This window comes from Streptomyces sp. NPDC004542, from assembly GCF_040610035.1.
In the GTDB taxonomy this organism is placed as follows: domain Bacteria; phylum Actinomycetota; class Actinomycetes; order Streptomycetales; family Streptomycetaceae; genus Streptomyces.
The window spans coordinates 18,171-40,293 of sequence record NZ_JBEXLP010000032.1 but is presented as its reverse complement, the minus strand read 5'-3'; the positions used below and the strand labels follow the sequence as shown (position 1 = coordinate 40,293).

Sequence of the window (22,123 nt, the reverse complement as noted above, 5' to 3'; positions counted from 1 at the left end):
ACCGTGTCGGAGCGCTGCGGCTGGTCGAAGAACGTGCCGTTGTCCGCTGCGTCGAGTGCGCAGGTGCCGCATCCAGGACGCTGATGGCACATCCTGGCGCCTGGTCAACCAGCACCTCAACGAGCAGCCGGCACCGCTGCGCACCCTGCGCCCGGACGCCCCTGCGGAGCTGGAGCGGCTCGTCACCCGGCTCATGGCCAAGGACCCTGCCCAGCGGCCGGCCAGCGCGGACGTGTGAGCTGCTCTCAAAGAGATCAACGACCGGTACTTCGGGTCCACCCCGCCCAGCCGCGGCCAGGACCTCGCCCACGACACCGATGTCACCCCGGCGGAAGCCGCCGACGGCGCGATCATCCCCCCTGCCGATCACCGCCCACCGTGTCCCGCCTGCGCCACCAGGACATGAGATGGCGGCACGGGCCTGCACGACCTGTAAGGGGGAGGACCGGCTCACCCGAGAGCAGCACACCTACAAGGTCCGCATCCCCGCGGGCGTCAGGGGCGGCCAGGAGGTCCGGATCCGCGAGCTCGGCGGCCCCGGCAAGCACGGCGGTGCGCCCGGGGACTTGTCCGTCACCGTGCACATCCTCGGCTGATCAGCTGTCGGACTCCAGTTCGCGGCGCTCCGCGGGGTCGTGTACGTCGCCGTGCACGTCCACGGCTGACCCGTCGTGCGGTATTCGGCCAGGTCCAATGGCTTTGTGCCATTCGTCGGCAACCCGGTCCCAACATCGCTGAGGCCCGACTACATAAGGAGGCTGGGGTGGCGTGCTGCCATCCCCGCGTGGTGATGGCCGGTCGTATGGGGGAGGTCGGGACGGTTGCTGACCATCAACGTGGCGGTGCTGCTCGCAGTCATCGTCATCTGGCGGCTGCGGCGGCGTACGGAAGCCCGTAGCCGCTTCGACGAGAAGCTGACCGTCGTCATCGTCCTGGCGCTGGGGGTCCTGATCGCCCCGACCCCGGCGGGCCAGGGGATTTTGAACATCTTGGGACAGCTTGCGAGCGGCGTCACCCAGGCCAGCCGATGAGCCCCCGCACACGTACGGGCCGGACGGTGCCCGCGGGTGCGCACTGCGGGGCACGGGGCTGGGGGGCGGGAGAGTGATGACGGTACGTCGACGGCGCTGGCGCTTGAAGAAGCGGACGCGCAGGCAGCTGCAGGGCTGGGGTGCGGTAGCAGCGGTGGCCGCCGCGATGTGGGCGGGCCGGCACTGGTCGGTGGTGTGGCCCGTCCTGGTAGCCGTGCTCGCCGCGGCTGTGGTGGGCGGGGCCGGATGGGCGCTGCTGCGATCGCACCGTCTCACGGTCGGCCAAGACCGCGCGTGGCGAGCTCAGGAGGAGGCCAGGGCGCGGGAGTTGTCGATGGCCGAGGTCGACGCGTTGTCGTGGCAAGAGTTCGAGACGTACATCGCCGATCTGTGTCGGCGGGACGGCTGCACGAAGGTCGTCGTCAGCGGCAAGAGCGGCGACCTGGGAGCAGACGTCGTCGGCTACCTGGCCGACGGCCGCAAACTGGTGGTCCAGTGCAAAAAGTATGCGCCTCACCGGAGCGTGTCCTCGCAGGACATGCAGAAGTTCGTCGGCACCGCCCGTCTCGAACATGGCGCCGACATCGCCTTGTTCGTCACCACCTGCCGCACGTTCACGAAGGCCGCGCTGGGCCTGGCGCTGCGCCAGGACATCGTGGCCCTGCACCGCGACTTGCTGGGCTCCTGGGTCAAAGGCGCTCATTTGGAAACCTTGATCCCGCTGAACGGAAGCGGCGGCGGCACCAGACGACGTCCCACTGCCTGACCGCCCCGGGTCAGGATGCCTGCGCTTGGGCGGGCGCGCCGTCCAGGAAGCCGAGGTGGTCCCCGAAGGAAATCTTTCTCGACCGTCGGCGCCCGGCACGCTGCGCATCGTCGGCTGGTCACGGCCTGGCGCACGTTCCCGAGCCGGACGCCAGCCCGGACGACGCACCAGCCCCGATCGAGGTCGGCCGCGTCCAGCGCCGCCGCGAAGTCGCCGCTACCCACGCGCCCGCGCCTCGCCGCGCCCGCGCCGAGCGCGCTCAGGCGGCCGAAGTGCTGGAGCTGCCGGTCATCGCCTCCGAGCATGAGACGGGCGGTGGGGTGCCGGAGGACCGCTCGCCCCCAGGGAGGCGTTCGGGATGGCTAGGTGTTCTGTCCCGGGAGGTTGTGGACGGGTGAGACACCTTGCGGTGGACACGAAGGGCTTCCCCGTGATGATCATGGTGACACCCGCCGACATGCAGGACCGGGAGGCCACCCGCGAACTGCTCTGGCGCCTCCGCCCCACGCAGCCGCAGGCAACACCGGCACCGCGCTCCGTGCCGACTCAACAGGCACCCCTGCCAGACACCCAGGCTTGGCGGACCCGCGGTCGGCGCACCCCTCCGGCACCGGGTGGCTCACCGTGGGGACGGGGTGCGGGCGGACCGCCCGGGGTGGGGCCCAGGTGCCGTCATCACGAACGCCGCCGAGCCGAACGAGGGCGCCGAAGCCGTACCCGCAGCGGGTTCGTGTCCGGCGGAGGTGACGGCCGGGTGAGTCCACCGGGGGCCGCCCGCCGTGGACCTGCCGCACGGCGAAGGACCAAGCAGACGGCGAGCACGAGGCTCGCTCCGTCCGACGAAAGAGTGAGGATGAGCCGCAGCTACTATTCGATCGCCTTCACCGAGCCGGTCCGCAACGCGCAGGCACAGTACGGCAGCAGGGCCGCTGTCGACCGCGCGGACCGGCATCTCTCCGGCCCGGGGCATCCGGTCGCCGGGGCGGCGGGCGGGGCTCGGCCCCGGACACCGAGGCTGACGGGACCGGTGGACTCGATCAGTTGAAGGACCCCCTGGGTCCCGCTGAGCGAGACTTCATCGCCGGCCGGGACGGCGAACGCGAGGTGCGCGTCGAGGTCAAAGTCTTCGACTGGAACTGCCCTCAGCGCATACCTCCGCGCTACACAGCCGGTGAAGTGGAGTCCGCGCTGCACACACTGCGGAGCCGCATCACGTCCCCCTCCGCCACGCGTACGCCACGCCCGGGGGCATCCGCCGCGCGAACGAGAGGGCGCTGGAGCTGTCCGCGCCGACCGGCCTGGAACACGCCCCCTGCCGCACACCGACGCCACGCGGCCTGCGCCCGTGCCGAAGGCGACAGCGAGCAGGCCTGCCGCCGCACGATCGCCGTCCTGACCGCGCTGCCGGACGGCTACCGCACCGACCATGCCCGCCGACGTACCCAGGACCTGTACAAGGCGGTCCCCTACCCAGTACCGAGCGTGCTATACGGGAACTACGCGACATCCCTCGCTGCCCGAGCCGGGCCGGACTCGTGCCTCTTCCGGGGTCAGTCCGATGCGGGCAGATGCGGGGCTGTCTGTTCCGGTGGGGGCGGTGGCGGGAACAAGCGGTCTTCCAGGGCGGGCAGCCCGAACAGCATGAAGATCAGCATCACCGGGACGAGCAGAGCCATCACGATCACGACGCCTCCCCGCACATCAGCGATCACAGCTGTTGCCTGTCGGCAACCTGGTCACGCTCACCGTGCGGCCGATCGGGGTACGCCGCACATCGGAGCAGGCCCCGACTAGGCCGATCGGGTGAGGTCTGCCCCGTGCGGATGCGCACCCGGGCAGGGGCTGAGATCCTGGCGCCGCCCCGCGCCCCGTCAGGTCCGCCGACGGAGCAGGCCGCGAATCTTGCCGGGCTCCTGGACGTGGCCGTCCTCCGGCTCCGGCGGCCCGGTCCCCACCCAGGCTGCGCAGTTGGTCACCCACGGCGATGTTCCATCCCAGGCCGCCCTGGATCCGGGCTGCCTCGGACAGGCGGTTCCCCAAGCCGCCGTAGTCGAGGTATGCCTCCACCACCCATTCGGCGGCACCGGACAGCAGACCTCCCGCGAGCGCGGCAAACAGCCACGGCCTTCGCCACCTTCGCACGGTCACCATCAGCGCGAACAGCGGAAGGCTGCACCACACCGCGTCGGTCGGCCGCATCCACGCCATCAGCGCAGCGCTCGCCGCCACACCCCACAGCGCGGTCCGGTCGATGACGGCCGATCGTGTACGCGCGAAGTAGCCCGCCCCGGCCAGGGCGCCGATCGATACCCAGTAGTTGGGCATCGCTTGGGGGCCATAGAACAAGGTCACCCAGAGCGTACTGAAGAGTGCCGCACCCAGAGCCAGCACCCGCATCGGGAACACGTTCCGCCAGGCACGGAACGCCATGAAAAGGCCGAGTCCCGACAGAACCGCCAGGTAGACACGCAACACCGGGGTGGACGATGACCACAAGGTGATGGGCACGACAAGGAGGGAGATCCCGCGGGCGCGCGGTGCGCTGAAGAATGCCGGTGGGGCGTGGGAGCTGACCTGGCTGACGTACACGGTCTCATCCCAGCCGAACCCCATCCCCGGCTTCACAAGGGCCCGCGGGCTGCACGAGGCGGACGTCCCGCCCGTACTGGCGGCCCACCTCGATCGGCCGTCTTGGCGGCGCCGATCGAGGAATCCGCTACCTTGCGGGCCATGGTGCTCTTGGCTGCGCACTTCGGCCGGAATTCCTCGACCGGCGATCGCGTCATGGTCGCGGAGACGCGCGTCGCCCACTTGTGGGCGGTGTCCTGCCGCTGCCAATCGGCCTTCACAGAAGACACCTAGTTTCCACACCTCGCGCCCGGCCAAACCGAGGCGAGTTCCTCTACAGGCCGAGTTCGGACAGTCCAGGGTGATCCGCAGGGCGGGGGCCCAGGGGCCAGAAGAACTTGCGTTCCGACTCACTGATTCCCAGGTCGTTGATGCTGGCAATACGCCTTCGCATCAGCCCGTCCTCGTCGAACTCCCAGTTTTCGTTTCCGTAGGAGCGGTACCAGTTACCTGAGTTGTCATGGAACTCATAGGCGAATCGGACGGCGATGCGGTTGCCGCCGAACGCCCACAATTCCTTGATCAGCCGGTAGTCCTTTTCCTGATTCCACTTGCGGGTCAGAAACTCGACGATCCGTTCGCGGCCGTGAAGAAATTCCGCACGGTTTCTCCATTCGCTGTCCGGGGAGTAGGCCAGAGCGACCTTCTCCGGGTCCCGGGAATTCCATCCGTTCTCCGCCCGAAGCACCTTCTCTACGGCGGACTCATGCGTGAAAGGGGGTACGGGGGGCCTGCTCGGCATACCGGGCTCCAAAGAATTGAGGGATGAACCGCGCGCCCAAGGCCGTTCGGAAGCGGCGAGCAGCGCGGCTGCCTGCCGGTCCCCGTTTCGTGGAGGAGCGTCTCGGCCGGCGCGCCTCCACGCACTGACGCTGTACCGGCAGGGACGTCGCGTCGGACGGCCATGGTCTCCACCTGGTGGTCCCCGGTCGACCTGTCGGCTTCTGCGTGGATGTCCGGGGGCCCCGGACTGGTCGAGGCCAGGCGACGGCCGGGCCTTGTCCGATGAAGGCGTGCCGCGAAGCTTGCGGACAGCAGTAGATCACAGGACGCGTGAGGGTCCGCCGACTCCTTCGGCGCACCCTCACGCAAGCACGAGGCTGAACGACCACTTCGAAATCAACCCGGCGGATCGGAGATGAGGCCAGGATCTAGCACGACTGGAAAGAAGAAATCCTATCATTGAGCCCGTCTCCCTTCCCTGCGGGATTCAAGTCATTTATGATCTCACCAGGAACAACCACCAGCTTATGTCCAGAGAAACCCGTATCCCGATAGAAGCAGATCCTGTGATTGGTAGTATTCTTAATATAGGAGATGTTGTCATTGAAAGTAGAGGAAGTCGACACCCCACTACTGATGTCATTGGCCGCGAAAAGATTATTCACGAGGCTGTCGGTTGGAGACGGTATATTCGAGCACAGACCCTTCACATCGGCATCAGTGCAGACCAATACTGTCTCCGCTCCCGAACCGTCGCGGGTTACGATCTTCCCCTTGTCGACCTGCTTGACACCACCGCCCTCACTGGACTGCTTGGCACTGCCGCCACCGTCTGCAGCTCCACAGGCACTCAGAGCCAGAAGGGCGATAGTGGAAATAACTGCACAAGCCGCAAAGCGCGCACGCGACATAAGAGATTCCTTAGAGTGGATGCGTTTATTATGCAGAGCGCGGACGCCACACAAGACGCCTTTGGAGAATTTCGCGGCTCACATGTCGACGGGGTTCAATCAACCCCATCCATAACGAGTCGCTACTGATTTATTTTTTTCCGTCTGCACTGGGTACTACGGCTCGCACGTCGATGGAGTTCAATCAGTTTCTCTGCGCCCAGAACGACGTGCTCAGGCCGTGCCTGCTCGGCGCATGAGTCCGACGGCCGGCCCGTGTCCGGGCCTCGATGCGATGTGAGCCCCCCTGCTCGACGTACCCACCGACGACAACACCCCCACCGGACACACAGCAGGCCACTCCCACCTGGTCATCCGCCGTCACCGCTGCACTCGCGCTGCCTTCCCTGCCCTGCGCGGCACCGCGGGCCGTGAGCTACAGCGAACGTCACAACGCACATGGCACGGGCAGTGAGCTTTTCAGCGTTGACGTTCCAGGGTGAGGACGGCAGCGGCGATGACCGTCATGCGACTGGGGCTGCAGCGGGCTCTGCGGAAGACGTCTGATCGGCGTAGTCGCCCAGGAGCCGGCCGCGGGAAGCACGGCCTCGGCGACGCCCTCGGTCCTGGCGCGCACCGGGCGCCCAGCGAGCAGAGCCAGGACCGGTCATCGCCGCGATCACGCGGCTCCCCGACGCCGAGAAGAAGGACGGGAGCATCCGCGCGGGCGCCGATCCCGGCGACTTCCCTCAACTCACCGACGCGCTGTGGCGTGCCGTGACCGGCCCCGACGACCGGGCACCCCACATGCTCGCGCTGATCCTGGAGGGACTGCGCACACACCGAGCGGGTGGCCTGAGGTGGACCGTTCGCCTCCGTGTGCTCCGTTCGACAGCCGCCTACGGCCGGAGCCCCGCAGACAATTCACTCCAGATTCGGCTTGATCGAAATTGAACTGCGCACGCGATCACAGCCGTTGTCGAGCACGAACAGATCCACGCAGGGCTCCCGGCACGGGTGAGCGTGCCGGCCCCAGCCCGGCGAGGCCGCGCGGTCACGGTCGTAGGAAAAGGTGGGAACGATGAGCGGGAACGCGGGTGACTCCGGAGGGGGGACCGACTCCGACGGCATGGGCACCGCCGTGAAGGCCGGGATGGCGGTCGGCGGTCTGGGATGCCTGATGTCCCCCGTCGCCATGACCGTGGCGATCTCCTCCGTGTTCGTGATCGGCGGCTTCGGAGTCCTGTTCGCGCCGCTGATCGCGCTGATCCTCTTCTTCACCGGAGGAGGGGGCGGCGGGGGTGACGGTCGTGGTGAGGCACCCGACCCCGTCGAGATCGCCGGGATCATCCAGGGCGACGGGAGCGGCGAGTTCGACCCGAAGTCGGTGCCGGAGGGCATAGCCGACCCGATCATCGAGGCTGGCTCGCTCTGTCCCGACATCGGTCCGGTCGTCATCGCCGCCCAGATCGACCAGGAATCCGGCTTCCAGGGCGACAAGACCGGCCGCGAGGGCGAGCAGGGCGTGTCCCAGTTGCCGCCCGACGTGTTCACCCGCCTCGGCAAGGACGACGACGACAACGGCGAGACCTCGGCGCTCGACGCCGCCGACTCGATCCTGGCCCAGGGCCGTTTCATGTGCGAACTGGCGGACAAGATGCGGCCGTTGGCGACCACAGAACCACTCGGCGATCTGGTGAGCCTGACCCTGGCGGCCTACGACGCCGGACCGGAGGCGGTACTCGACGCCGGCGGCGTCCCCCGGACCAACGCCTCCCAGACTTACGTCCTCGCGGTCCGGGCCAAGTTCGCGATCTACGAGGGTGCAGTGCCCGCGTCACCGCCGGCTCAAGACACCGACGGACAGTGAGAACCGTGTTCCAACTGGAACAGCGCGGCACGCAGCCCGCATCGACCGGCTCGGGCGCCGTCATCGAGGCCGCCGCTCCGGCCAGGGACGACACCGAGCGGGGTGACCGTCCCGGGGTCGGGCCCCGCGGAGACCGTTTCGGGGGCGGTCCGGTCCCCGTCTTCATCACCACGGACGGCACCGTGGCGGTCAACGGCGAGGTCATCGCCACGGGCGCTACGGGCGGCACCGCCCAGACTGCCGTACTCGACCATCTGCACGAGCATGCACGGGCCCTGGGTGCGCCCGTCGAGGCGTCGGTCTTGGACGAGCAGCGACGCACGGTACTGCGGATCCAGGTGCGGGAGGACGGGGCGAGCGAGCTTCTTGAGGATTCGCTCCCCTTCGACGAGCCCAAGGCCCCGTCCACGCATCCGGGCCCTGCCGGGCCGCAGACGCTACCCGCGCCGGAGCCGGTCTCCGCACCGGAGGAGCTGGCCGCTGCGGTGGCGCTGATCTGCGAGACGGTCACCAGCGGCGAGTTGACATCGGCCAAGCTCCATACGGCCGCGCTGCAGAAGCAGTCGGCCCGCCGTTTCGGCCCTGAGCACCTCTACACGCTGGAGGCGCGCACCTTCGAGGCATATGTGGCGCATCTGATGGGCGACCACATCACGGCGGCCACACTCTGGCTCCAGGTGGCCGAGCTACGGCATCGGCGGGACGACGTCCGCGCCCGTGAGGACGTCGAACGTGCCGTCGCCAGCTGGCAGCTGGTTGTCTCCCCGTTCACCGCCGTACCGCTCGGAAGGCGGCTGCTGGCGCTTTGGGAGCAGATCGGCGCGGCCGAGGAGGCACAGCACTACCAGGCGGCCGAACATCGCCTCGCATCGCTGTCCCAGGTAGCCCCGCCCGCTTTCGCTGCGTCCCTGGTCGTCATGGACTGAACTGCCGACCGATCCTTCCCGTTGCCAACCTCGGCACCAAACCGTGGAGGCGGAGTAGCCATGGACCACGTCCTATTTTCGGTATACGCGGCGGCACTTCTCGTGTGCTCGTTCGGCCTCATCGCCGGCGGAGCGCAGAACTCCGGGCAGTCCGCCGGCAAGGCGTCCGTGAAGTGGACCTGCCTGCCCACGCTCAACCCGGACGGGCCGGACCACGGGACCGAGGAGAAGATCTCGTCCTGGCAGCCCGCGGCGCGTGCCGACGTCGTGCCGATTCACTCCAACTGAGCTGCGGCTCTGAAAGATTTCCATGGACTACTTCAGGCAGCCGATCCGCCCCGATCTCCTTCCCGACTACGGCAGTTCCACTGCCTCGGAACCGGATCCGGACCTCGACCCGGACGACGATTCCCTGGCCGACGCGAACTTCGGGGAAACGAGCCGCCCACGCTTTCGGGTGCGCCTCCGCTTCCCGCGCGCCACACGCACTCGGAGCACTCCCTTCTCCTCACGCGCCCCGAGCCTCTCCCGCCCACCGCTCCATCGCCGACTCGGGCTCGACAAGAAGTCCTTGGCGGTCCTCGCCGCAGCGGTGGCACTCGTCGCCGGAACGGTGACGGCATACACCCTGTCGGGTGAGGACCGGACCGTCGCCGACGGTCTGCCTCCGTCGTCGACCGTCACCACCTTTCCGGCGTTTCCGACCGCGAGTGTGATGCCGCCCGCGGATGCCGACGAGCAGCCCGACGGCGGAGTGATCCGTGCGCCGGAACTGCCGGAGGGCGAGGACGCGGACTCCGGTGCCGGCTCGGACACGGACACGGTCGCGGCGCCGCCGGAGGAGGACACAAGCACGGAGCAGCCGAACGCGACGGTTTCCTCACCGGCGGCGCAACGGCGTCAGGGATCCGGTCAGGGGGCCCGTACGGCGACCGCACCGGTCCGGGGCTACGTGATCACCGCCGCCTACGCCCAGTCCGGCAACTGGTCCACGGGCCATCACACCGGCGTCGACCTGGCGGTACCGGTCGGTACTCCGGTGGTCGCGGTACGGCCGGGAATGGTGTTGATGTCCGCCACCGACGCCAGCTACGGCCACTACGTACTGATCATGCACGCCGAGCACGAGTACACCCTGTACGCTCACCTCTCCCAGCGGGAAGTGAAGCAGGGGGCGACCGTATCGGCCGGGCAGCGGATCGGGCTCTCCGGGGCCACCGGCCATGTGACCGGACCCCATCTGCACTTCGAGGTTCGGACGAGACCGGTCTTCGGCTCGGACATCGATCCGGCCGCGTATCTGGCCGCTCATGGAGTGCGCCTCTGACCACGCTTCGTACGTCGGAGGCGATCGCCGAGTACCGCAACGCCATCGCCCTCGACCGAGCCTACGGCAGCCCGCCTGCTACGCCGTCAGCACGCTCGTACGCCTCGCCGACACCTACGTCGGCGTCGGCGACCTGGACTCGGCACGCACCGTGTGGACGGAAGCGCTGAGCATGACGGAGTCGCTGGGGCACCCCGGCGCCGATACGTCATGCCAAGCTCCCGGAAGTCTCCTCTCCTTCAGAAACGGAGTGAACTCTATTGAGCTCCCGTCCGTCGTTTCGTAGGACAGCGCAACACCTCACGGAATTCGACGAACGAGGAATAATGTCCACACCACCTGAATTGTACGGCCCGGGATCGAAGCAACGGCACCAATCTCTGCATACTGTGGCGACAGAGACTCCGCGGGGGTACACGGGAGTCCAGGCCTCTATCTATCTGAACGCAAGTACCACGCCCCACCTCACGTCCTCTACGTTCTTGAGCAGCGTCCGAGCGGATAGCAGGAGCAGGTACGCGCTCCACGATGACAAGAGGGCCGAAGTCGCGCGCTCCAGAAACGACGCGGAAGTGCACGCTCTGGACTGGGCTTACAGGGCGGCCGATTCCTTGCACCGGCAAGGGACGAACGTGAACGCGATCGTCGTGGACATGTCGGTGAACCAGGGCGCCTGCAACGGGTGCAAGGTGAGGCAGCAGCTGTTCGCGAACGATCTAAAAAAACTCTTCCCCAGCGCCGATGTGAGGGTGAATGCGAACTACTCGTCCCGTCAGCCGGCGGTTTCCGGCCGCAGCGGCACTTCGGTGTACGGGTACAAGAAGGCCACACCCATGGATAGTGCGGCCGGCGCGCAGATCCATCCGGGTGCCAGCAGCAATCAATACCATCAGTATGCGCACAAGCCCAACGGGCGCGACGGTTGGGTGCCAAACATCAGCAACATCCCTCCTGTGCCCACGAACTGGAGATCAGACGCGGACTCGCCGCATGTCAGCCCTAGCGACAGCCCCAGCGCTGAACAGGAGTTGAAGCACGCGGAGCAGGCCGTGACGATGGCCGAGAACAAGGCCAATAAGTGGAAGATCGCAAAGGAAAACGCCGAGCGGGAGCTCAACAACGCGTCGACCATGCACGGACAAAAGTATGAGGAAGCCTACACGCGTATCGCCGCGGCGAACCCACTCACCGCCAGGGACAGGACGCCGGAGGATTATCGGGAACGTATCAGGAAGCAGGCTGAAAGCGTTACCCATATCTATAAACGCCCGGTGGAGGAGGCCACTGCCAAGCTGCGTGAAATGCAGAGGGGGCTCGGGGAGGCCCAGCGCCACGTGCACGCGGCCAAGGACGACCTGACGAGGGTGATGCAGCAGCAGGCGGCGGCCGGCAAGCCGTTCAACGCCTCTACGAGCACCTCAACGCAGACGCAGCGCAGGTGAGGTTCGCCCTGCTGCACAGTCGCGTTTGTCATATCGGGTGGCCACCGCGTGGAACTCCTTCCACCGCCCGCGTCACCGCAGTCGGCGCGGTTGTCCCGACTGGAGTCCGCCTTGTCGCCGCGCACCCGGTCCGGCCTGTTTCGGCAGGCGACCGGGTCTGCGGCACAGGGGCCGTAAGCCGTCCAGCGCCGGGGTGACCATCGGGCTGTCACCCCGCTGACCGGGCGAGGCCGACCAGTGCGGCCGGCGGGCCCAGCTGCCGCAGAGCAGACGAACCTCGCTGGTCAGCCCGCCCCGTAGGCACCCCAAAGCCTCACGCCCCTCTGCCTCCTTCCGCCCCCGCGCCCGTCTCTTTGCGGGTGGCAGGACGGCCGCTTGCGGGACGCCCCGGCCGCGTGCTGACGCGCCCGGCAGGAAGCCGAGTCGATGTTCACGGTCCACTCCTGCCGGGACACACGGCCGGCGAGCGCTCCGTCCGGATCACCAGCATCCGCCTCGATCTGCAACTCCGTGAGGACAGCCTTCGAGATGCCGTCGGCCGACCAGCGGCGATGACGCACACAGACAGTCCGCCACAAACCGTACCGTTCCGGCAAGCCAAGCCAAGACACGCCGGTCCGGGCCCAGACACAGCACCCCGCTGATCACCACGATGATCCTCGCACGGCCCGCCCGGCCTGCCGCCGCCGGGCAAGAACGGCCCAGTCCCCCGCTACTGCGCGTCCGCGCGCTCATCCCACCGCACCAGGCGCCGATGGGCAGCGCGGCCGAACGGCGCTCGCTTCCGAGCGCAACGCCGCCGAGCACGCCCTCGCCATCCGTTCGGCACCAGGCCGTGCTGCCCTGGTGCATCGTCGGCACACTCACTCACCAACTGCGCCGCCCCGACGCCGATCGCTTCTGGGAAATTGAACTCGCGCGACGGACTCCGCCGTAGAAGCAATTGACCGAGTAGTCATGGATTCTATAAGAGGTGACCCGGTGACAGATGAAAAGATCGAGGAGAACGCCAGAATCGTGGCCTTCTTGGCCCGGTTCTACGACTGTCTCGTCGACAAGCGGGAGCTTGTCGACGGGCACGGGCGACCTCTCAGTGACGGCGAGATCACCAAAGTACTGGCGGAGGCCGGTCTGGCCGAGGAGCACAAAGTCGCGCCTCTGCTTGGAGAGATCAAAGCGCGGGTGGCCAACGGAGCCGATCCGGAGCTCATTCGGCATCGCGATTGGATGCTCCAGGCCGAGTACGCCGAGCGCCACGAGGGGGTGCCTGCCTCCGGCAGGGCGGAAGCTGCGAGCTTCCTCCGCCAGTATGCCGATCACTACCTCATCGGGCTCGAGCGTGCTCGCAGCCTGTGCGTCGGTCCTCGGGTCACGACTGGTTACGCGACGCCCGCGCAGTTGGAGGCAATCGAGAAGTCGCTGCACAAGCAGATGACGACGCTGGGCGTGCAAGGCTTCGCACAGCCTCTGGTGGCCGAGTCGCGTATCACTCAACTAGCACTAGCACGACGCCGGGCCGAGATGGACGCGGCGCACGAACGGCAGACGGCCGCGCACCAGCACGAGGAGGCGGCAGCCTGGCGCCAGCAGGCGGAGGCGGTTCGCCGGCAGCAGGCGGAGACGGACCGCCGGCAGCTGGCGGAGATGGCTCGCCGGCAGCAGGTCTCAGCGAATTACCAGCAGGTCCCAGCGCATCACCAGCAGGTCGCCGCCGCGTATCCGCACGCACACGCCGCCTACCGGCCAGGCGGAAGCTATCCCGGCAACAGCGTCTTCGCGGCCACAGCCAGGCCCGCTGCCCCGCCACCTCGCCCCGCCGCACCACACCCCACGATGTCTCACTATCCGTCGGCCTACGCCCACCCGGTGGCTCACATTCCCACAACCGTCCGCGCCCCACAGCCGACGGCTCCGTACGGGGTGCCGTACGGGGTGCCGTGGGGAAGCGCGTACGGCACCCAGCAGGTTCCCGCGCCTGACCAAGGGCACGGCCCCAAGTCGGCCCGTTAACGCCCGCTCGCCGCAGCGAAGTTGTCTCCTGGCGGCGAGCTCCCTGCCTTCGACGCGGGCACGTCCGTGGACATGCGTTCCGGTGCGGGAGTCGCCGCAGGCGCCACCTGGGTGCGTGGCGCCACGGACTCGCCTGTCAACCGAGCCAACGGCTGTCGGCGTTGGCGAGCAATTTCCGTGTCGGAAGCCGCCCATTCTTGAGGCGTACGCCATTCTTGGGACGTACGCCATTCTTGCCCGCTGCCACGGGTGACGTCTGACATTCGGTCCTCCGGTGATGAGAATCTGTCGAAGAGAGAGAAGGAAGGCGCATTGCTTCCCACCGAGCACTACGGAGCAGCCACACTTCTCAGTTCACGGGATGCCGAGCTGCTCTTTGTGTTCCCCCGCCTCAAAATGGTGGGCGAACGTTGGACGTCTTCCCAGCCGGAGGTGACGACCGGCGCGGCGAACCCGGTCCGGCCGCGGTCTTCGGCAGAGACGCCGGCGGGCGCCGGAGGGGTCGGGAACGGCGATCAGCGCCCTCGCGTGCCGCGGGGGTCGCGCGCCTGCCGGGAGTAGGCCGAAGGAACACCCTGCAGAGGGCGACGGCCCGCTTCAGGCGCCGGAGTTCTCGTCGGCGAGGAGCTCCTCAGCCCCGCCACCGCTGCCGTACTCGCATTCACGTCCGCGGACGTGGGGACGGGCGCCGTACTCGGTCCGGACGGGAGTAGACGTACGAAATCACGCAGTCGCATCCCGCCCGCGGAGACTCGACCGCGGGCTTCCGCTACCGAGGCACGCATTTCCTGCAAGGCGCTTCCCAGTACCTGGGTATGCTGCACCAGTTCAGCTGTCAGTTGACCGAGCACCGCGTGATCAAGGTTCGCCTGAATCGTCCCTGCAACGCGAGTATTGATGTCATCCAGATTCCTCCGAGCGTCCTGGTAGTGCGAATCCAGCACATTGATGGAAGACCCCAGGGACTCTGCGAGCTCCCGCCGCCTGGACTCGCCCGGACCGCCTGGACCACGGCTCCCTGTCAGCCTCTGAAACTCAGCATCCCGTTCCTGACCGGCCATGCCCATCTCTTTCCGGCACTCTGCGATCATATTCACGTATTCCCTATGGGCTGCGGCGAATCGCTGTTGTGCAACGTAATCGAGAAGGAACCCTCCTGCTTGTGCGAAAAGGATGGAGGGTGCCTCTTTGGAGTTGGCCTTGCCGACGCGAGAACCCAGCCTCTTCCAGAGGGGCGAGGTACGTTTCTTGTCAGTCATGCGGGCGGCCAGTCCCTCGGCCACGAACCACATTCTGTCGTCCGGGATGACGAACTTCCTCGCGAACAGTTCGGTCACGGACAGTCTGTCAGGACGACTGCTGTAGGCGAACACGGCGGCGACGAGTTCAGCTTCGGTGGCCATCTCTCCCCCTTCCCCCCGGAGGGAACCCTTCGTCCCCGGCGGTCCCGAGGCTCATGAGGTGCTACGCCGCAGGGGCCAAGCCGGTTCAAAGCGCGCTGCGCACGGCGCATGGACAGGTCGTCAACGGGGTCTGTACAGGCGGCTGTCTGTCTTGATCAGGCAATGGCCCCCGCTGGACCCGGCGGGCGATGCCGACGTTCCGCACCAGAACCCCGATCACGATGAACACGCCTGACGCGGCCCTCGAAAACCCCGCGCCCGGTTCCTCCGAGTTCGACCCCCGCGCATTCGGTACGACCCTGCTGAAAGCCCTCATGGCCGAGCACTCCCCGGCTGTGATCGCCTACGCGGAGAAGCTCCTCCGAGACCACCACCTCGCCGAGGACATCGCCCAGGAGGTATTCCTCCGGGCCTGGCCGCACACGGAGCGGCTCTGCTCCACCGCGGGTTCCATATGCGGCTGGCTGCTGACCCATACCCCCCCCCCCCCACCGTCATCGACCGGTCACGCAGTTCCATGGCCCGCAATGAGGTGGTCGAGGCCGACGAGATGCTCGGGGAGAGCGACCGGAAGGCGACGCTGCCGGACCACGCCGATTCCGTCGCCACCTCCATGGAGACCCTCAGCCTGCTGCACGGCCTCTCCCCCGCACACCGGGAGGTCATTCTCCACCCCTATATGTTCGAGCACGGTGTGCGGGAAACGGCCGAACGGTGCGAAGAAGGTGCTCACCGCGATGACCCGAACCGGCTCCGGAACCGTTGGTTCTTATATGTATCGCATGGAATGGACCGCACTTATGGAACTGCTGCTCCGCCGCCGCGTGGCCGCCCAACGGGAGAACCTCCGCGCGGGCGCTGCGTCCGCGCACGACTGGCGGCGGGCCCGGGCCGCCGCCGAGGCCGCGGTCCGGCACGCGATAAGGCGCCACGAACGCGTGGTGCTGGTCTCGGACGTCGTGCGCCAGGCCGAGGAGCAGTTCATGCTCCAACTGCCGCTCCATATGGCCTCGCTGGTCCTCGGGGACCGGATCGCCGCGCACCGCGGGTTCATGACCGACGCGTCGGACCACTGAACAGCGCCCGTCGGCAGCCTACTTGGGGCGGCGCGGCCCCGAAGATACAGGCCAGGCCGATCACCCCCCTCCGCCGGGGAAGGGTGAACTCATCCTCCGCAGTGGGCCGTAGGTGTCGGTACAAGGCACCCGATCTCGACGGAGCGCATGGTGAACCACACGTACCCCCGACGCCAGTCACCGACGGAGCGCCAACTCGGTTTTTTACGACGGGACTTCGTGACCGTCTTCGGTCTCGCCGCCCTAGGACTGCCGCTGCTCGAAGCCTGTGGGTCGGCCTCGGGCAGACCAGCGAAGGCCGCGGACGACGGGGGTGCGACGGTCGGCGCGCAGCCCCGCGTGCGGGCGTCGCAGGCGGCGTCTCCGGGGCGCGGGGTGCAGCGGACCTCGTTCCCGATCACCGCGGTCGGCATCACCTGGACCGGCTCCCCGCGTGGTGTGCGGCTGCGGTTCATCGACCGGAAAGGCCAACCCGGTGCCTGGCAGGCCGTCGGCGCCGGGTGCCCGTGCGGCAAGGATCCCGCCCCCGGGACCGTACGCACGAAGTCGGCCACACCGCCGAACCGGGCACTCGTACCGGCCCAGGGGAGCTACGGCTACCAGCTCGACGTCGACTTCGGGGTGGAAGTCATCGAGGCGATCGCCATCGACGCCGGGAGCGGGAGCAAGTACCGCCCCTCACCGTCGAAGAGCGCGGCCGCGAAAACGCCCGACGCGTCCGGGACCGCTCCGGCGTTTCCACCGTCCGGTGTGGTCCTCCGGGCCGACTGGGGCGCCGACGAGGCGAAGCGGTTCACCGCGGACGGCAGCGAATCGTCACCTACCCGGTTCACCGAGGCCCAAATGGTCACCGTGCACCACACCGCCACACCCATGGACGACCCTGACCCCGCCGCGACCATACGCGCGATCTACGAGCAGCACGCCGTCTCCAACGAATGGGGTGACATCGGCTACCACTTCCTGATCGACAGTCGGGGCACGATCTACGAGGGCCGGTTCAGCGGCACGGACGGCATTCCCGCGCACAACGCACGCGACGAGGTCGTCACCGGCTTCCACACCTTCGGCTTCAACCCCGGGAATATCGGTATCGCCCTGCTGGGCGACTTCAGCAAGGAGAAGCCGACATCCCGGATGCATGGCTCGCTGGTCGAGCTGACGGCCTCCCTCGCGGCACGGCACAAGCTCGACCCGCTGACCGACATCACCTACACCAGCCCCACCAGCGGCAAGTCCACCGGCGGCCCGGCCCTCGGCGGCCACCGCGACTGGACGTCCACGGAGTGCCCGGGGTCGGCGGCGTATCTGGACTTGTCGGCAGTACGGGAGAGGACGGCGCACCTCGCCCGCTGAGCACGGTTCTGGGTTCTCTGCACCTTCGCGTTCCTCGGCACCGCCTGGGCGTGTGCGTGGACAGGGGTGCAGGCACAACCGTCCGCTGTCCCGCCGAGTCCTCACTCCGGCGGCCCGAGTGCCCCGTCAGGCTGGTGGAACGGCATCCTGCCCGACGCTGCCGGCTGCTGGCCGAGTGGCCGGAAGAGGCCTGGGCTCCCACCGACTACTGGCTGTCCGGACTGCCGGCCGACACGACGATCGCCGACCTGGTCCGCCTGGCCAAGGTCTGCCGGCGCATCGAGCACGACCACCGAGAGCGCAAACACGGCCTGGGCCTGGACCACTTCGAAGGCCGTTCCTGGCCGGGCCGGCACCACCACGCCACCCTCGTGACCACAGCACCGCAGCAACACCCGCCGGTCCGACTTCCGGACCAGGGAAAGGAGTAGGTATGGCGGGACATGACGTCGGTGCCACCGGTCGATGCCAGTGAAACCGGGGCGCCTCGGCAGGTGTCGGTCGGGTAGCGGGTGGGCCATGTCGAGTCCTGAGTCAGACAGGGTGGGGGCTTCCGGTCACGCCGTCAGCCCCCTGAACCACTGAGCTGACAGCCTGTTGCCGCGCCGCGTTCTGCGGTCGGACGAGTGCGCAGGAGGCCGCGGTGCTCCGGGTTCGGGTTCGGGTGTGCGCGTCACGTCACCGCCGGACCCGGTCCGGGCTCCTCTATCGGGGGCGACTCCTTCGGCCGGTGCTGGCCCGGCTTGCAGCCCGCGAAGATGCCCGAGGGGTCGCGCAAGGTGTTCATCACCGGGGTCAGGTAGTCCCGGTGCCACATAGCGGGTCCGGTCAGCAGCGCGCTGGTCCCGGTGCAGTCCTGCCAGGCCATCCAGAGGCCGTAGAGCTGCGCGATGGCTTCCATGTGTTCGTACCAGCGCGGGCACCAGGGGGCGGTGGACGATATCTCGCGGCCGTAGACCGGCAGGAGCAGTCCGTGCACCCAGAGCGCGAGGCCGGAGACAGCGGCGTCGAAGTCCGCACCCGCCTTGTAGAGGACGAAAGGCGGGACGTCCTCCGAGGGTTCGGCCTCGGGCGCGGGGGCAGCCACCGGCTCCCCGGCAGGGTCGATCGGGGGAAGGGGCGGGGAATCGGTGGCTACGGCTGCCTCGTCCCCCGGACCCTCTGAGCCCCCTGGGTCCCCCGGGGCTCCCGAGTCCCTCGCGTTCTGGACCGAGGCGGTGCGCACCCAGCCCTCGGTGTCCGGTGCCCAGTTCTGCTCGCTCTGGTGCGGCACGTCCGGTGCCGGCGTTCGTGTGGTCTCCACGGAAACCACCTACGGTTGCCGCCGCTCGCACAGTTCAGCCAGGAGCCGCTGATACCGCCGTCAAGGGCCTGGGGCCGTCTCCATGAGGCTGTGCTGCACCGCTTGGATGACGCCGGTTTCTCCGGCGTCACCCGCGTCGTCCTCGACATCACTCACCTCAGGGCGAAAAATGGGGTGAACACACAGGTCCGACTCCCGTGGGACCGGAGCAGGCCGGGTTCCGGGATGCACGTTCTGTCGGACGCGAACGGACTGCTTCTCCCCCTGACTCGGCCATACGGGCACCGGCCGTGTGGGATTTCACCGTGTTCCCGGCGAGGAGGTGACGGTGTCACCGAGGAACGACTTCCATCCGTCGTGCGGCTCCTGTCCGACGCCGAGCGTGCGCAGCTTGGCGAGGACCTCGGGCTTCTGGACGTCCATCCAGTCGGTGAACTGCCGGAAGGAGACGAGGCGTACGTCCGCGCCCTTCTCCTTCTCCGCCGCAATGTGCTTGAGCGCCTGCTCGACGGCGTCCATGTAGATGCCGCCGTTCCACTGCTCGAAATGGTTGCCGATGAAGAAGGGAGCACGATTGGTCTCATAGGCGCGCTGGAAGCCGGATATGTACGCCTTGGCCGCCTGAGTGCGCCAGCCCGGGTAGTTGGAGGCAGGCGCGTTGGTTGACCTTCCCCGCCGCCCGTGAGCACCAACGGTGCCATCCCAGCATCGGCACGGACGGTTACACACTCACTGCCTGATCCACGTCCTTCCCTTCACAAGAGCCGCACCCGCGTGCCGGCAGGCAGGCAGGCAGGCAGGCAGGCAGATGGGACGACGGTTCGCAGGACGCGTCACATGCTTTCGGCCCGCAGCGGCAGGCCGAGACGATTGGCGAGTTCGGGCACGCCGATTCCAAAGGTCTCCCGCACTCTGACACCGTGCGGCGTGATGTCAAAGACGGCGAGATCTGTGTAGACGCGGTTCACGCAGGCGAGCGCGGTGAGAGGGTAGCTGCATTCGCCGACCAGCTTGGGTGCTCCGTCGCGGGTGAAGAGGTTCATCATCACGAAGACCTTCTTCGCCCCGATCGCCAGGTCCATGGCACCGCCGACCGCGGGGATGGCGTCGGGTGCTCCGGTGTGCCAATTGGCGAGGTCTCCTCGTGCGGAGACCTGGAAGGCTCCGAGGACGCAGATGTCCAGATGACCGCCGCGCATCATGGCGAAGGAGTCCGCGTGGTGGAAGTAGGCGGCGCCGGGCAGTTCGGTGACGGGGACGTTGCCGGCGTTGGTCAAGTCCTGATCGGCCTGGTCGTCGAGGGCGGCAGGCCCCATGTTGAGCATGCCGTTCTCGGTGTGCAGAACGACGCCGGAGCCGGTGGAGAGGTGGTCGGCCACCAGGGTCGGCTGGCCGATGCCCAGATTGACGAAGGCGCCCTGCGGAATGTCACGGGCGATCAGGGCGGCGATGTCGTGCTTGTCCAGCGGGTTTCGGCCCCTGGTCGCGGGAGATGTCCGGGTCATGAGTGATCAGCCACCTGCACCACACGGTCGACGAAGATACTGGGGGTCACGACGCTCTCCGGATCGATATGTCCCGTCTCCACGACCTCGCGGACCTGGGCGACCACGGTGGTCGCCGCGGTGGCCATGACGGGTCCGAAGTTTCGGGCGGTCTTGCGGTAGACCAGGTTGCCCATGCGATCGCCGCGATAGGCGCTGATCAGCGCGATGTCTCCATGGATGGGGTATTCCAGCACATGGGGACGGCCCTTGATCTCACGCACTTCCTTGCCTTCCGCCAGGAGGGTGCCGGCACTGGTCGGGCAGAAGAAGGCGCCGATACCGGCTCCGGCCGCTCTGAGCCGTTCCGCCAGAGTCCCCTGCGGAACCACCTCGAGTTCGATCCGGCCGGCCCGGTAGAGGCCGTCGAACACCCAGGAGTCGGCCTGTCGAGGGAAGGAACAGATCACCTTGCGGACCCGCCCCTTGGCCAGCAGCGCCACGAGGCCCGTGTCGCCGTTTCCTGCGTTGTTGGAGACGACCGTGAGGTCCTGGGCCCCCTGCCGGATCAGAGCGTCGATCAGCGCCACCGGCATGCCCGCCATGCCGAAGCCTTGGACGAGCACTGTGGAGCCGTCCTGGATGTCCGCGACGGCCTCGTCGGCGTGCGCGCACAGCCGGGCGGTCATCGGCTGCTCCCGGCGACGTTCTCCAGGACGACCGCGAGGGCCTGGCCGACACCGATGCAGATGGCCGCGACGCCCCACCGCTTGTCGGCTTCCTGCAGACGGCGGGAGAGAGTGCCCAGGAGGCGTCCGCCGGACGCGCCGAGGGGATGACCGAGCGCGATGGCACCGCCCTTGGCGTTGACGATCTGGGGGTCGACGTCCCATGCGTCCACGCACGCCAGTGCTTGGACCGCGAACGCCTCGTTGAGTTCGACGGCGTCGATGTCGGCCCAGGAGATGCCCGCACGCTTCAGTGCTCTGTTCGCAGCCTCGACGGGCGCGTATCCGAACATCTGCGGCTCCAGGGCGGACACCCCGCGGCCTGCGATGCGGGCGAGTGGGGTGGCCCCGATGTACTCGGCGGCCGAGCCCGAGCCGAGCAGGACCGCGGAGGCGCCGTCGCTCAGTGGCGAAGCGTTCCCTGCCGTGATGACGCCGTCGGGGCGGAAGGAGGGCGTGAGTGCGGCGAGCTTCTCCATGGTGGAGCCGGGGCGGATGCCCTCGTCGCGCTCCAGGACGGTGCGTCCGCCGTCTTGGACGGGGACGACCAGGTCGTCGTAGAAGCCCGCGTTCCAGGCGTCGTCGGCGAGGCGGTGGGAGCGGACGGCGAAGGCGTCCTGGCGCTCGCGCGAGATGGCGAAGCGGTCGGCGAGCTGTTCGTTTGCCTCGCCCAGGGAGACCGTCCACTCCTTGGGCATACGCTCGTTGACCAGGCGCCAGCCGAGCGTGGTGGACACCGCGGTCAGGTTGCCGGCCGGGAAGGCGCGCTCGGGCTTGGGGAGGACCCATGGAGCGCGGGTCATCGACTCGACGCCGCCGGTGAGGACGATGTCCGCGTCGCCGCTCTCGATGGCCCGGGAGGCGGTGAGGACGGCGTCGAGAGACGATCCGCACAGGCGGTTGACAGTCGTTGCGGGTACCGAGGTGGGCAGTCCGGCCAGCAGGACGGCCATCCTGCCGACGTTGCGGTTGTCCTCGCCCGCGCCGTTGGCGTTGCCCCAGACGACGTCGTCGATGCGTCCGGGTTCGAGTGCGGGGGTCTTGGCCAGCGTGCCGCCGATGATCTGTGCCGCGAGGTCGTCGGGCCTGACGTGGGAAAGTGCTCCGGAGAAACGGCCGAAGGGGGTTCGCGCCGCCGAGTACAGGTAGCTGTCGGTCAC

The 22,123-nt window shown here is 68.0% G+C and carries 22 protein-coding genes and 6 pseudogenes; 16 read left to right on the top strand and 12 right to left on the bottom strand.

Annotated elements, in window-relative coordinates; translation table 11 throughout:
* Positions 1-55: 55 nt before the first annotated feature.
* The 5 genes from ABZX30_RS19325 (at position 56) to ABZX30_RS19305 (ending at position 2,842) form a co-directional block, all read left to right on the top strand.
* Positions 56-238, top strand: a complete 183-nt coding sequence (locus ABZX30_RS19325; RefSeq protein ID WP_355934922.1) for a hypothetical protein — start codon at positions 56-58, stop codon at positions 236-238.
* 79 nt (positions 239-317) lie between these two features.
* Positions 318-596 (top strand): DnaJ C-terminal domain-containing protein, encoded by a 279-nt coding sequence (locus tag ABZX30_RS19320; RefSeq protein ID WP_355934921.1) that lies wholly within the window; start codon positions 318-320, stop codon positions 594-596.
* 225 nt (positions 597-821) lie between these two features.
* Positions 822-1,031, top strand: a complete 210-nt coding sequence (locus tag ABZX30_RS19315) for a hypothetical protein (RefSeq protein WP_355934919.1) — start codon at positions 822-824, stop codon at positions 1,029-1,031.
* Positions 1,032-1,107: 76 nt separating this feature from the next.
* The gene (locus tag ABZX30_RS19310) at positions 1,108-1,797 is read left to right on the top strand and encodes a restriction endonuclease (RefSeq protein ID WP_355934918.1); all 690 of its coding nucleotides are present in this window, start codon (positions 1,108-1,110) and stop codon (positions 1,795-1,797) included.
* A gap of 853 nt (positions 1,798-2,650) precedes the next feature.
* On the top strand, positions 2,651-2,842 hold the full coding sequence (locus ABZX30_RS19305) for a hypothetical protein (RefSeq protein WP_355934917.1): 192 nt from the start codon (positions 2,651-2,653) through the stop codon (positions 2,840-2,842).
* 505 nt (positions 2,843-3,347) lie between these two features.
* Here ABZX30_RS19305 and ABZX30_RS19300 read toward each other — a convergent pair.
* From ABZX30_RS19300 to ABZX30_RS19280, 5 genes and pseudogenes are all read right to left on the bottom strand, one after another.
* Positions 3,348-3,482 carry a hypothetical protein gene (locus tag ABZX30_RS19300; RefSeq protein WP_355934984.1) on the bottom strand — a complete coding sequence of 45 codons (135 nt, stop codon included), beginning with the start codon at positions 3,480-3,482 and terminating at the stop codon, positions 3,348-3,350.
* A 265-nt stretch (positions 3,483-3,747) separates the two neighbouring features.
* A pseudogene (locus tag ABZX30_RS19295) lies at positions 3,748-4,410 on the bottom strand (hypothetical protein); the annotation flags it as partial.
* Positions 4,411-4,699: 289 nt separating this feature from the next.
* Complete coding sequence (locus ABZX30_RS19290; RefSeq protein ID WP_355934916.1) at positions 4,700-5,167, bottom strand: nuclear transport factor 2 family protein; 468 nt, start codon at positions 5,165-5,167, stop codon at positions 4,700-4,702.
* Positions 5,168-5,576: 409 nt separating this feature from the next.
* Positions 5,577-6,059 carry a hypothetical protein gene (locus ABZX30_RS19285; RefSeq protein ID WP_355934914.1) on the bottom strand — a complete coding sequence of 161 codons (483 nt, stop codon included), beginning with the start codon at positions 6,057-6,059 and terminating at the stop codon, positions 5,577-5,579.
* Between the two features lie 459 nt (positions 6,060-6,518).
* Positions 6,519-6,617: pseudogene (locus ABZX30_RS19280) on the bottom strand (IS5/IS1182 family transposase); the annotation flags it as partial.
* A gap of 502 nt (positions 6,618-7,119) precedes the next feature.
* On the opposite strand from ABZX30_RS19280, the gene ABZX30_RS19275 reads away from it, so the two are divergent.
* The 6 genes from ABZX30_RS19275 to ABZX30_RS19250 all read left to right on the top strand — a co-directional run bounded on the left by ABZX30_RS19275 (position 7,120) and on the right by ABZX30_RS19250 (position 13,613).
* Positions 7,120-7,908 (top strand): lytic transglycosylase domain-containing protein, encoded by a 789-nt coding sequence (locus tag ABZX30_RS19275; protein WP_355934913.1) that lies wholly within the window; start codon positions 7,120-7,122, stop codon positions 7,906-7,908.
* Positions 7,909-7,913: 5 nt separating this feature from the next.
* Entirely contained in the window at positions 7,914-8,834 is a 921-nt protein-coding gene (locus ABZX30_RS19270; RefSeq protein WP_355934912.1) for a hypothetical protein, read from the top strand.
* Between the two features lie 60 nt (positions 8,835-8,894).
* On the top strand, positions 8,895-9,122 hold the full coding sequence (locus tag ABZX30_RS19265; RefSeq protein WP_355934911.1) for a hypothetical protein: 228 nt from the start codon (positions 8,895-8,897) through the stop codon (positions 9,120-9,122).
* Between the two features lie 22 nt (positions 9,123-9,144).
* Positions 9,145-10,161 (top strand): M23 family metallopeptidase, encoded by a 1,017-nt coding sequence (locus ABZX30_RS19260; protein ID WP_355934909.1) that lies wholly within the window; start codon positions 9,145-9,147, stop codon positions 10,159-10,161.
* A 632-nt stretch (positions 10,162-10,793) separates the two neighbouring features.
* The gene (locus tag ABZX30_RS19255) at positions 10,794-11,603 is read left to right on the top strand and encodes a hypothetical protein (RefSeq protein ID WP_355934907.1); all 810 of its coding nucleotides are present in this window, start codon (positions 10,794-10,796) and stop codon (positions 11,601-11,603) included.
* 981 nt (positions 11,604-12,584) lie between these two features.
* Positions 12,585-13,613, top strand: a complete 1,029-nt coding sequence (locus ABZX30_RS19250; protein ID WP_355934906.1) for a hypothetical protein — start codon at positions 12,585-12,587, stop codon at positions 13,611-13,613.
* Between the two features lie 515 nt (positions 13,614-14,128).
* On the opposite strand, the gene ABZX30_RS19245 is transcribed toward ABZX30_RS19250, so the two are convergent.
* Entirely contained in the window at positions 14,129-15,016 is an 888-nt protein-coding gene (locus ABZX30_RS19245; protein WP_355934904.1) for a hypothetical protein, read from the bottom strand.
* Positions 15,017-15,204: 188 nt separating this feature from the next.
* On the opposite strand from ABZX30_RS19245, the pseudogene ABZX30_RS19240 reads away from it, so the two are divergent.
* A pseudogene (locus ABZX30_RS19240) lies at positions 15,205-15,429 on the top strand (sigma factor); the annotation flags it as partial.
* Positions 15,430-15,521: 92 nt separating this feature from the next.
* Here ABZX30_RS19240 and ABZX30_RS19235 read toward each other — a convergent pair.
* The gene (locus ABZX30_RS19235; RefSeq protein ID WP_355934982.1) at positions 15,522-15,749 is read right to left on the bottom strand and encodes a hypothetical protein; all 228 of its coding nucleotides are present in this window, start codon (positions 15,747-15,749) and stop codon (positions 15,522-15,524) included.
* Between the two features lie 40 nt (positions 15,750-15,789).
* Here ABZX30_RS19235 and ABZX30_RS19230 point away from each other — a divergent pair, with 40 nt between their 5' ends.
* From ABZX30_RS19230 to ABZX30_RS19220, 3 genes and pseudogenes are all read left to right on the top strand, one after another.
* Entirely contained in the window at positions 15,790-16,092 is a 303-nt protein-coding gene (locus ABZX30_RS19230) for a hypothetical protein (protein ID WP_355934981.1), read from the top strand.
* Positions 16,093-16,239: 147 nt separating this feature from the next.
* The gene (locus ABZX30_RS19225; RefSeq protein ID WP_355934902.1) at positions 16,240-17,448 is read left to right on the top strand and encodes a peptidoglycan recognition family protein; all 1,209 of its coding nucleotides are present in this window, start codon (positions 16,240-16,242) and stop codon (positions 17,446-17,448) included.
* A gap of 135 nt (positions 17,449-17,583) precedes the next feature.
* A pseudogene (locus tag ABZX30_RS19220) lies at positions 17,584-17,879 on the top strand (IS701 family transposase); the annotation flags it as partial.
* A gap of 242 nt (positions 17,880-18,121) precedes the next feature.
* Here ABZX30_RS19220 and ABZX30_RS19215 read toward each other — a convergent pair.
* A complete protein-coding gene (locus tag ABZX30_RS19215; RefSeq protein ID WP_355934901.1) occupies positions 18,122-18,751 on the bottom strand; it encodes a DUF4913 domain-containing protein in 630 nt (209 codons plus the stop codon).
* Positions 18,752-18,803: 52 nt separating this feature from the next.
* Between ABZX30_RS19215 and ABZX30_RS19210 the strand changes: the two are divergent.
* A pseudogene (locus ABZX30_RS19210) lies at positions 18,804-19,018 on the top strand (IS5/IS1182 family transposase); the annotation flags it as partial.
* 33 nt (positions 19,019-19,051) lie between these two features.
* On the opposite strand, the pseudogene ABZX30_RS19205 reads toward ABZX30_RS19210, so the two are convergent.
* The 4 genes and pseudogenes from ABZX30_RS19205 to ABZX30_RS19190 all read right to left on the bottom strand — a co-directional run.
* Positions 19,052-19,417 (bottom strand): annotated as a pseudogene (locus ABZX30_RS19205) (hypothetical protein); the annotation flags it as partial.
* A gap of 167 nt (positions 19,418-19,584) precedes the next feature.
* Complete coding sequence (locus ABZX30_RS19200; protein ID WP_355934900.1) at positions 19,585-20,256, bottom strand: 3-oxoacid CoA-transferase subunit B; 672 nt, start codon at positions 20,254-20,256, stop codon at positions 19,585-19,587.
* Positions 20,253-20,924 carry a 3-oxoacid CoA-transferase subunit A gene (locus tag ABZX30_RS19195; RefSeq protein ID WP_355934898.1) on the bottom strand — a complete coding sequence of 224 codons (672 nt, stop codon included), beginning with the start codon at positions 20,922-20,924 and terminating at the stop codon, positions 20,253-20,255. Before ABZX30_RS19195 ends, ABZX30_RS19200 begins: the two co-directional genes overlap by 4 nt.
* Positions 20,921-22,123 (bottom strand): thiolase family protein, encoded by a 1,203-nt coding sequence (locus ABZX30_RS19190; RefSeq protein ID WP_355934897.1) that lies wholly within the window; start codon positions 22,121-22,123, stop codon positions 20,921-20,923. The genes ABZX30_RS19195 and ABZX30_RS19190 overlap by 4 nt, the downstream gene beginning before the upstream one ends.

Coding starts and splice junctions, on each gene's coding strand:
- ABZX30_RS19320 (WP_355934921.1), top strand. CDS start 318: ATGTCACCCCGGCGGAAGCCGCCGACGGCGCGATCATCCCCCCTGCCG.
- ABZX30_RS19310 (WP_355934918.1), top strand. CDS start 1,108: ATGACGGTACGTCGACGGCGCTGGCGCTTGAAGAAGCGGACGCGCAGG.
- ABZX30_RS19305 (WP_355934917.1), top strand. CDS start 2,651: ATGAGCCGCAGCTACTATTCGATCGCCTTCACCGAGCCGGTCCGCAAC.
- ABZX30_RS19290 (WP_355934916.1), bottom strand. CDS start 5,167: ATGCCGAGCAGGCCCCCCGTACCCCCTTTCACGCATGAGTCCGCCGTA.
- ABZX30_RS19285 (WP_355934914.1), bottom strand. CDS start 6,059: ATGTCGCGTGCGCGCTTTGCGGCTTGTGCAGTTATTTCCACTATCGCC.
- ABZX30_RS19275 (WP_355934913.1), top strand. CDS start 7,120: ATGAGCGGGAACGCGGGTGACTCCGGAGGGGGGACCGACTCCGACGGC.
- ABZX30_RS19265 (WP_355934911.1), top strand. CDS start 8,895: ATGGACCACGTCCTATTTTCGGTATACGCGGCGGCACTTCTCGTGTGC.
- ABZX30_RS19260 (WP_355934909.1), top strand. CDS start 9,145: ATGGACTACTTCAGGCAGCCGATCCGCCCCGATCTCCTTCCCGACTAC.
- ABZX30_RS19245 (WP_355934904.1), bottom strand. CDS start 15,016: ATGGCCACCGAAGCTGAACTCGTCGCCGCCGTGTTCGCCTACAGCAGT.
- ABZX30_RS19230 (WP_355934981.1), top strand. CDS start 15,790: ATGTATCGCATGGAATGGACCGCACTTATGGAACTGCTGCTCCGCCGC.
- ABZX30_RS19225 (WP_355934902.1), top strand. CDS start 16,240: ATGGTGAACCACACGTACCCCCGACGCCAGTCACCGACGGAGCGCCAA.
- ABZX30_RS19200 (WP_355934900.1), bottom strand. CDS start 20,256: ATGACCCGGACATCTCCCGCGACCAGGGGCCGAAACCCGCTGGACAAG.
- ABZX30_RS19195 (WP_355934898.1), bottom strand. CDS start 20,924: ATGACCGCCCGGCTGTGCGCGCACGCCGACGAGGCCGTCGCGGACATC.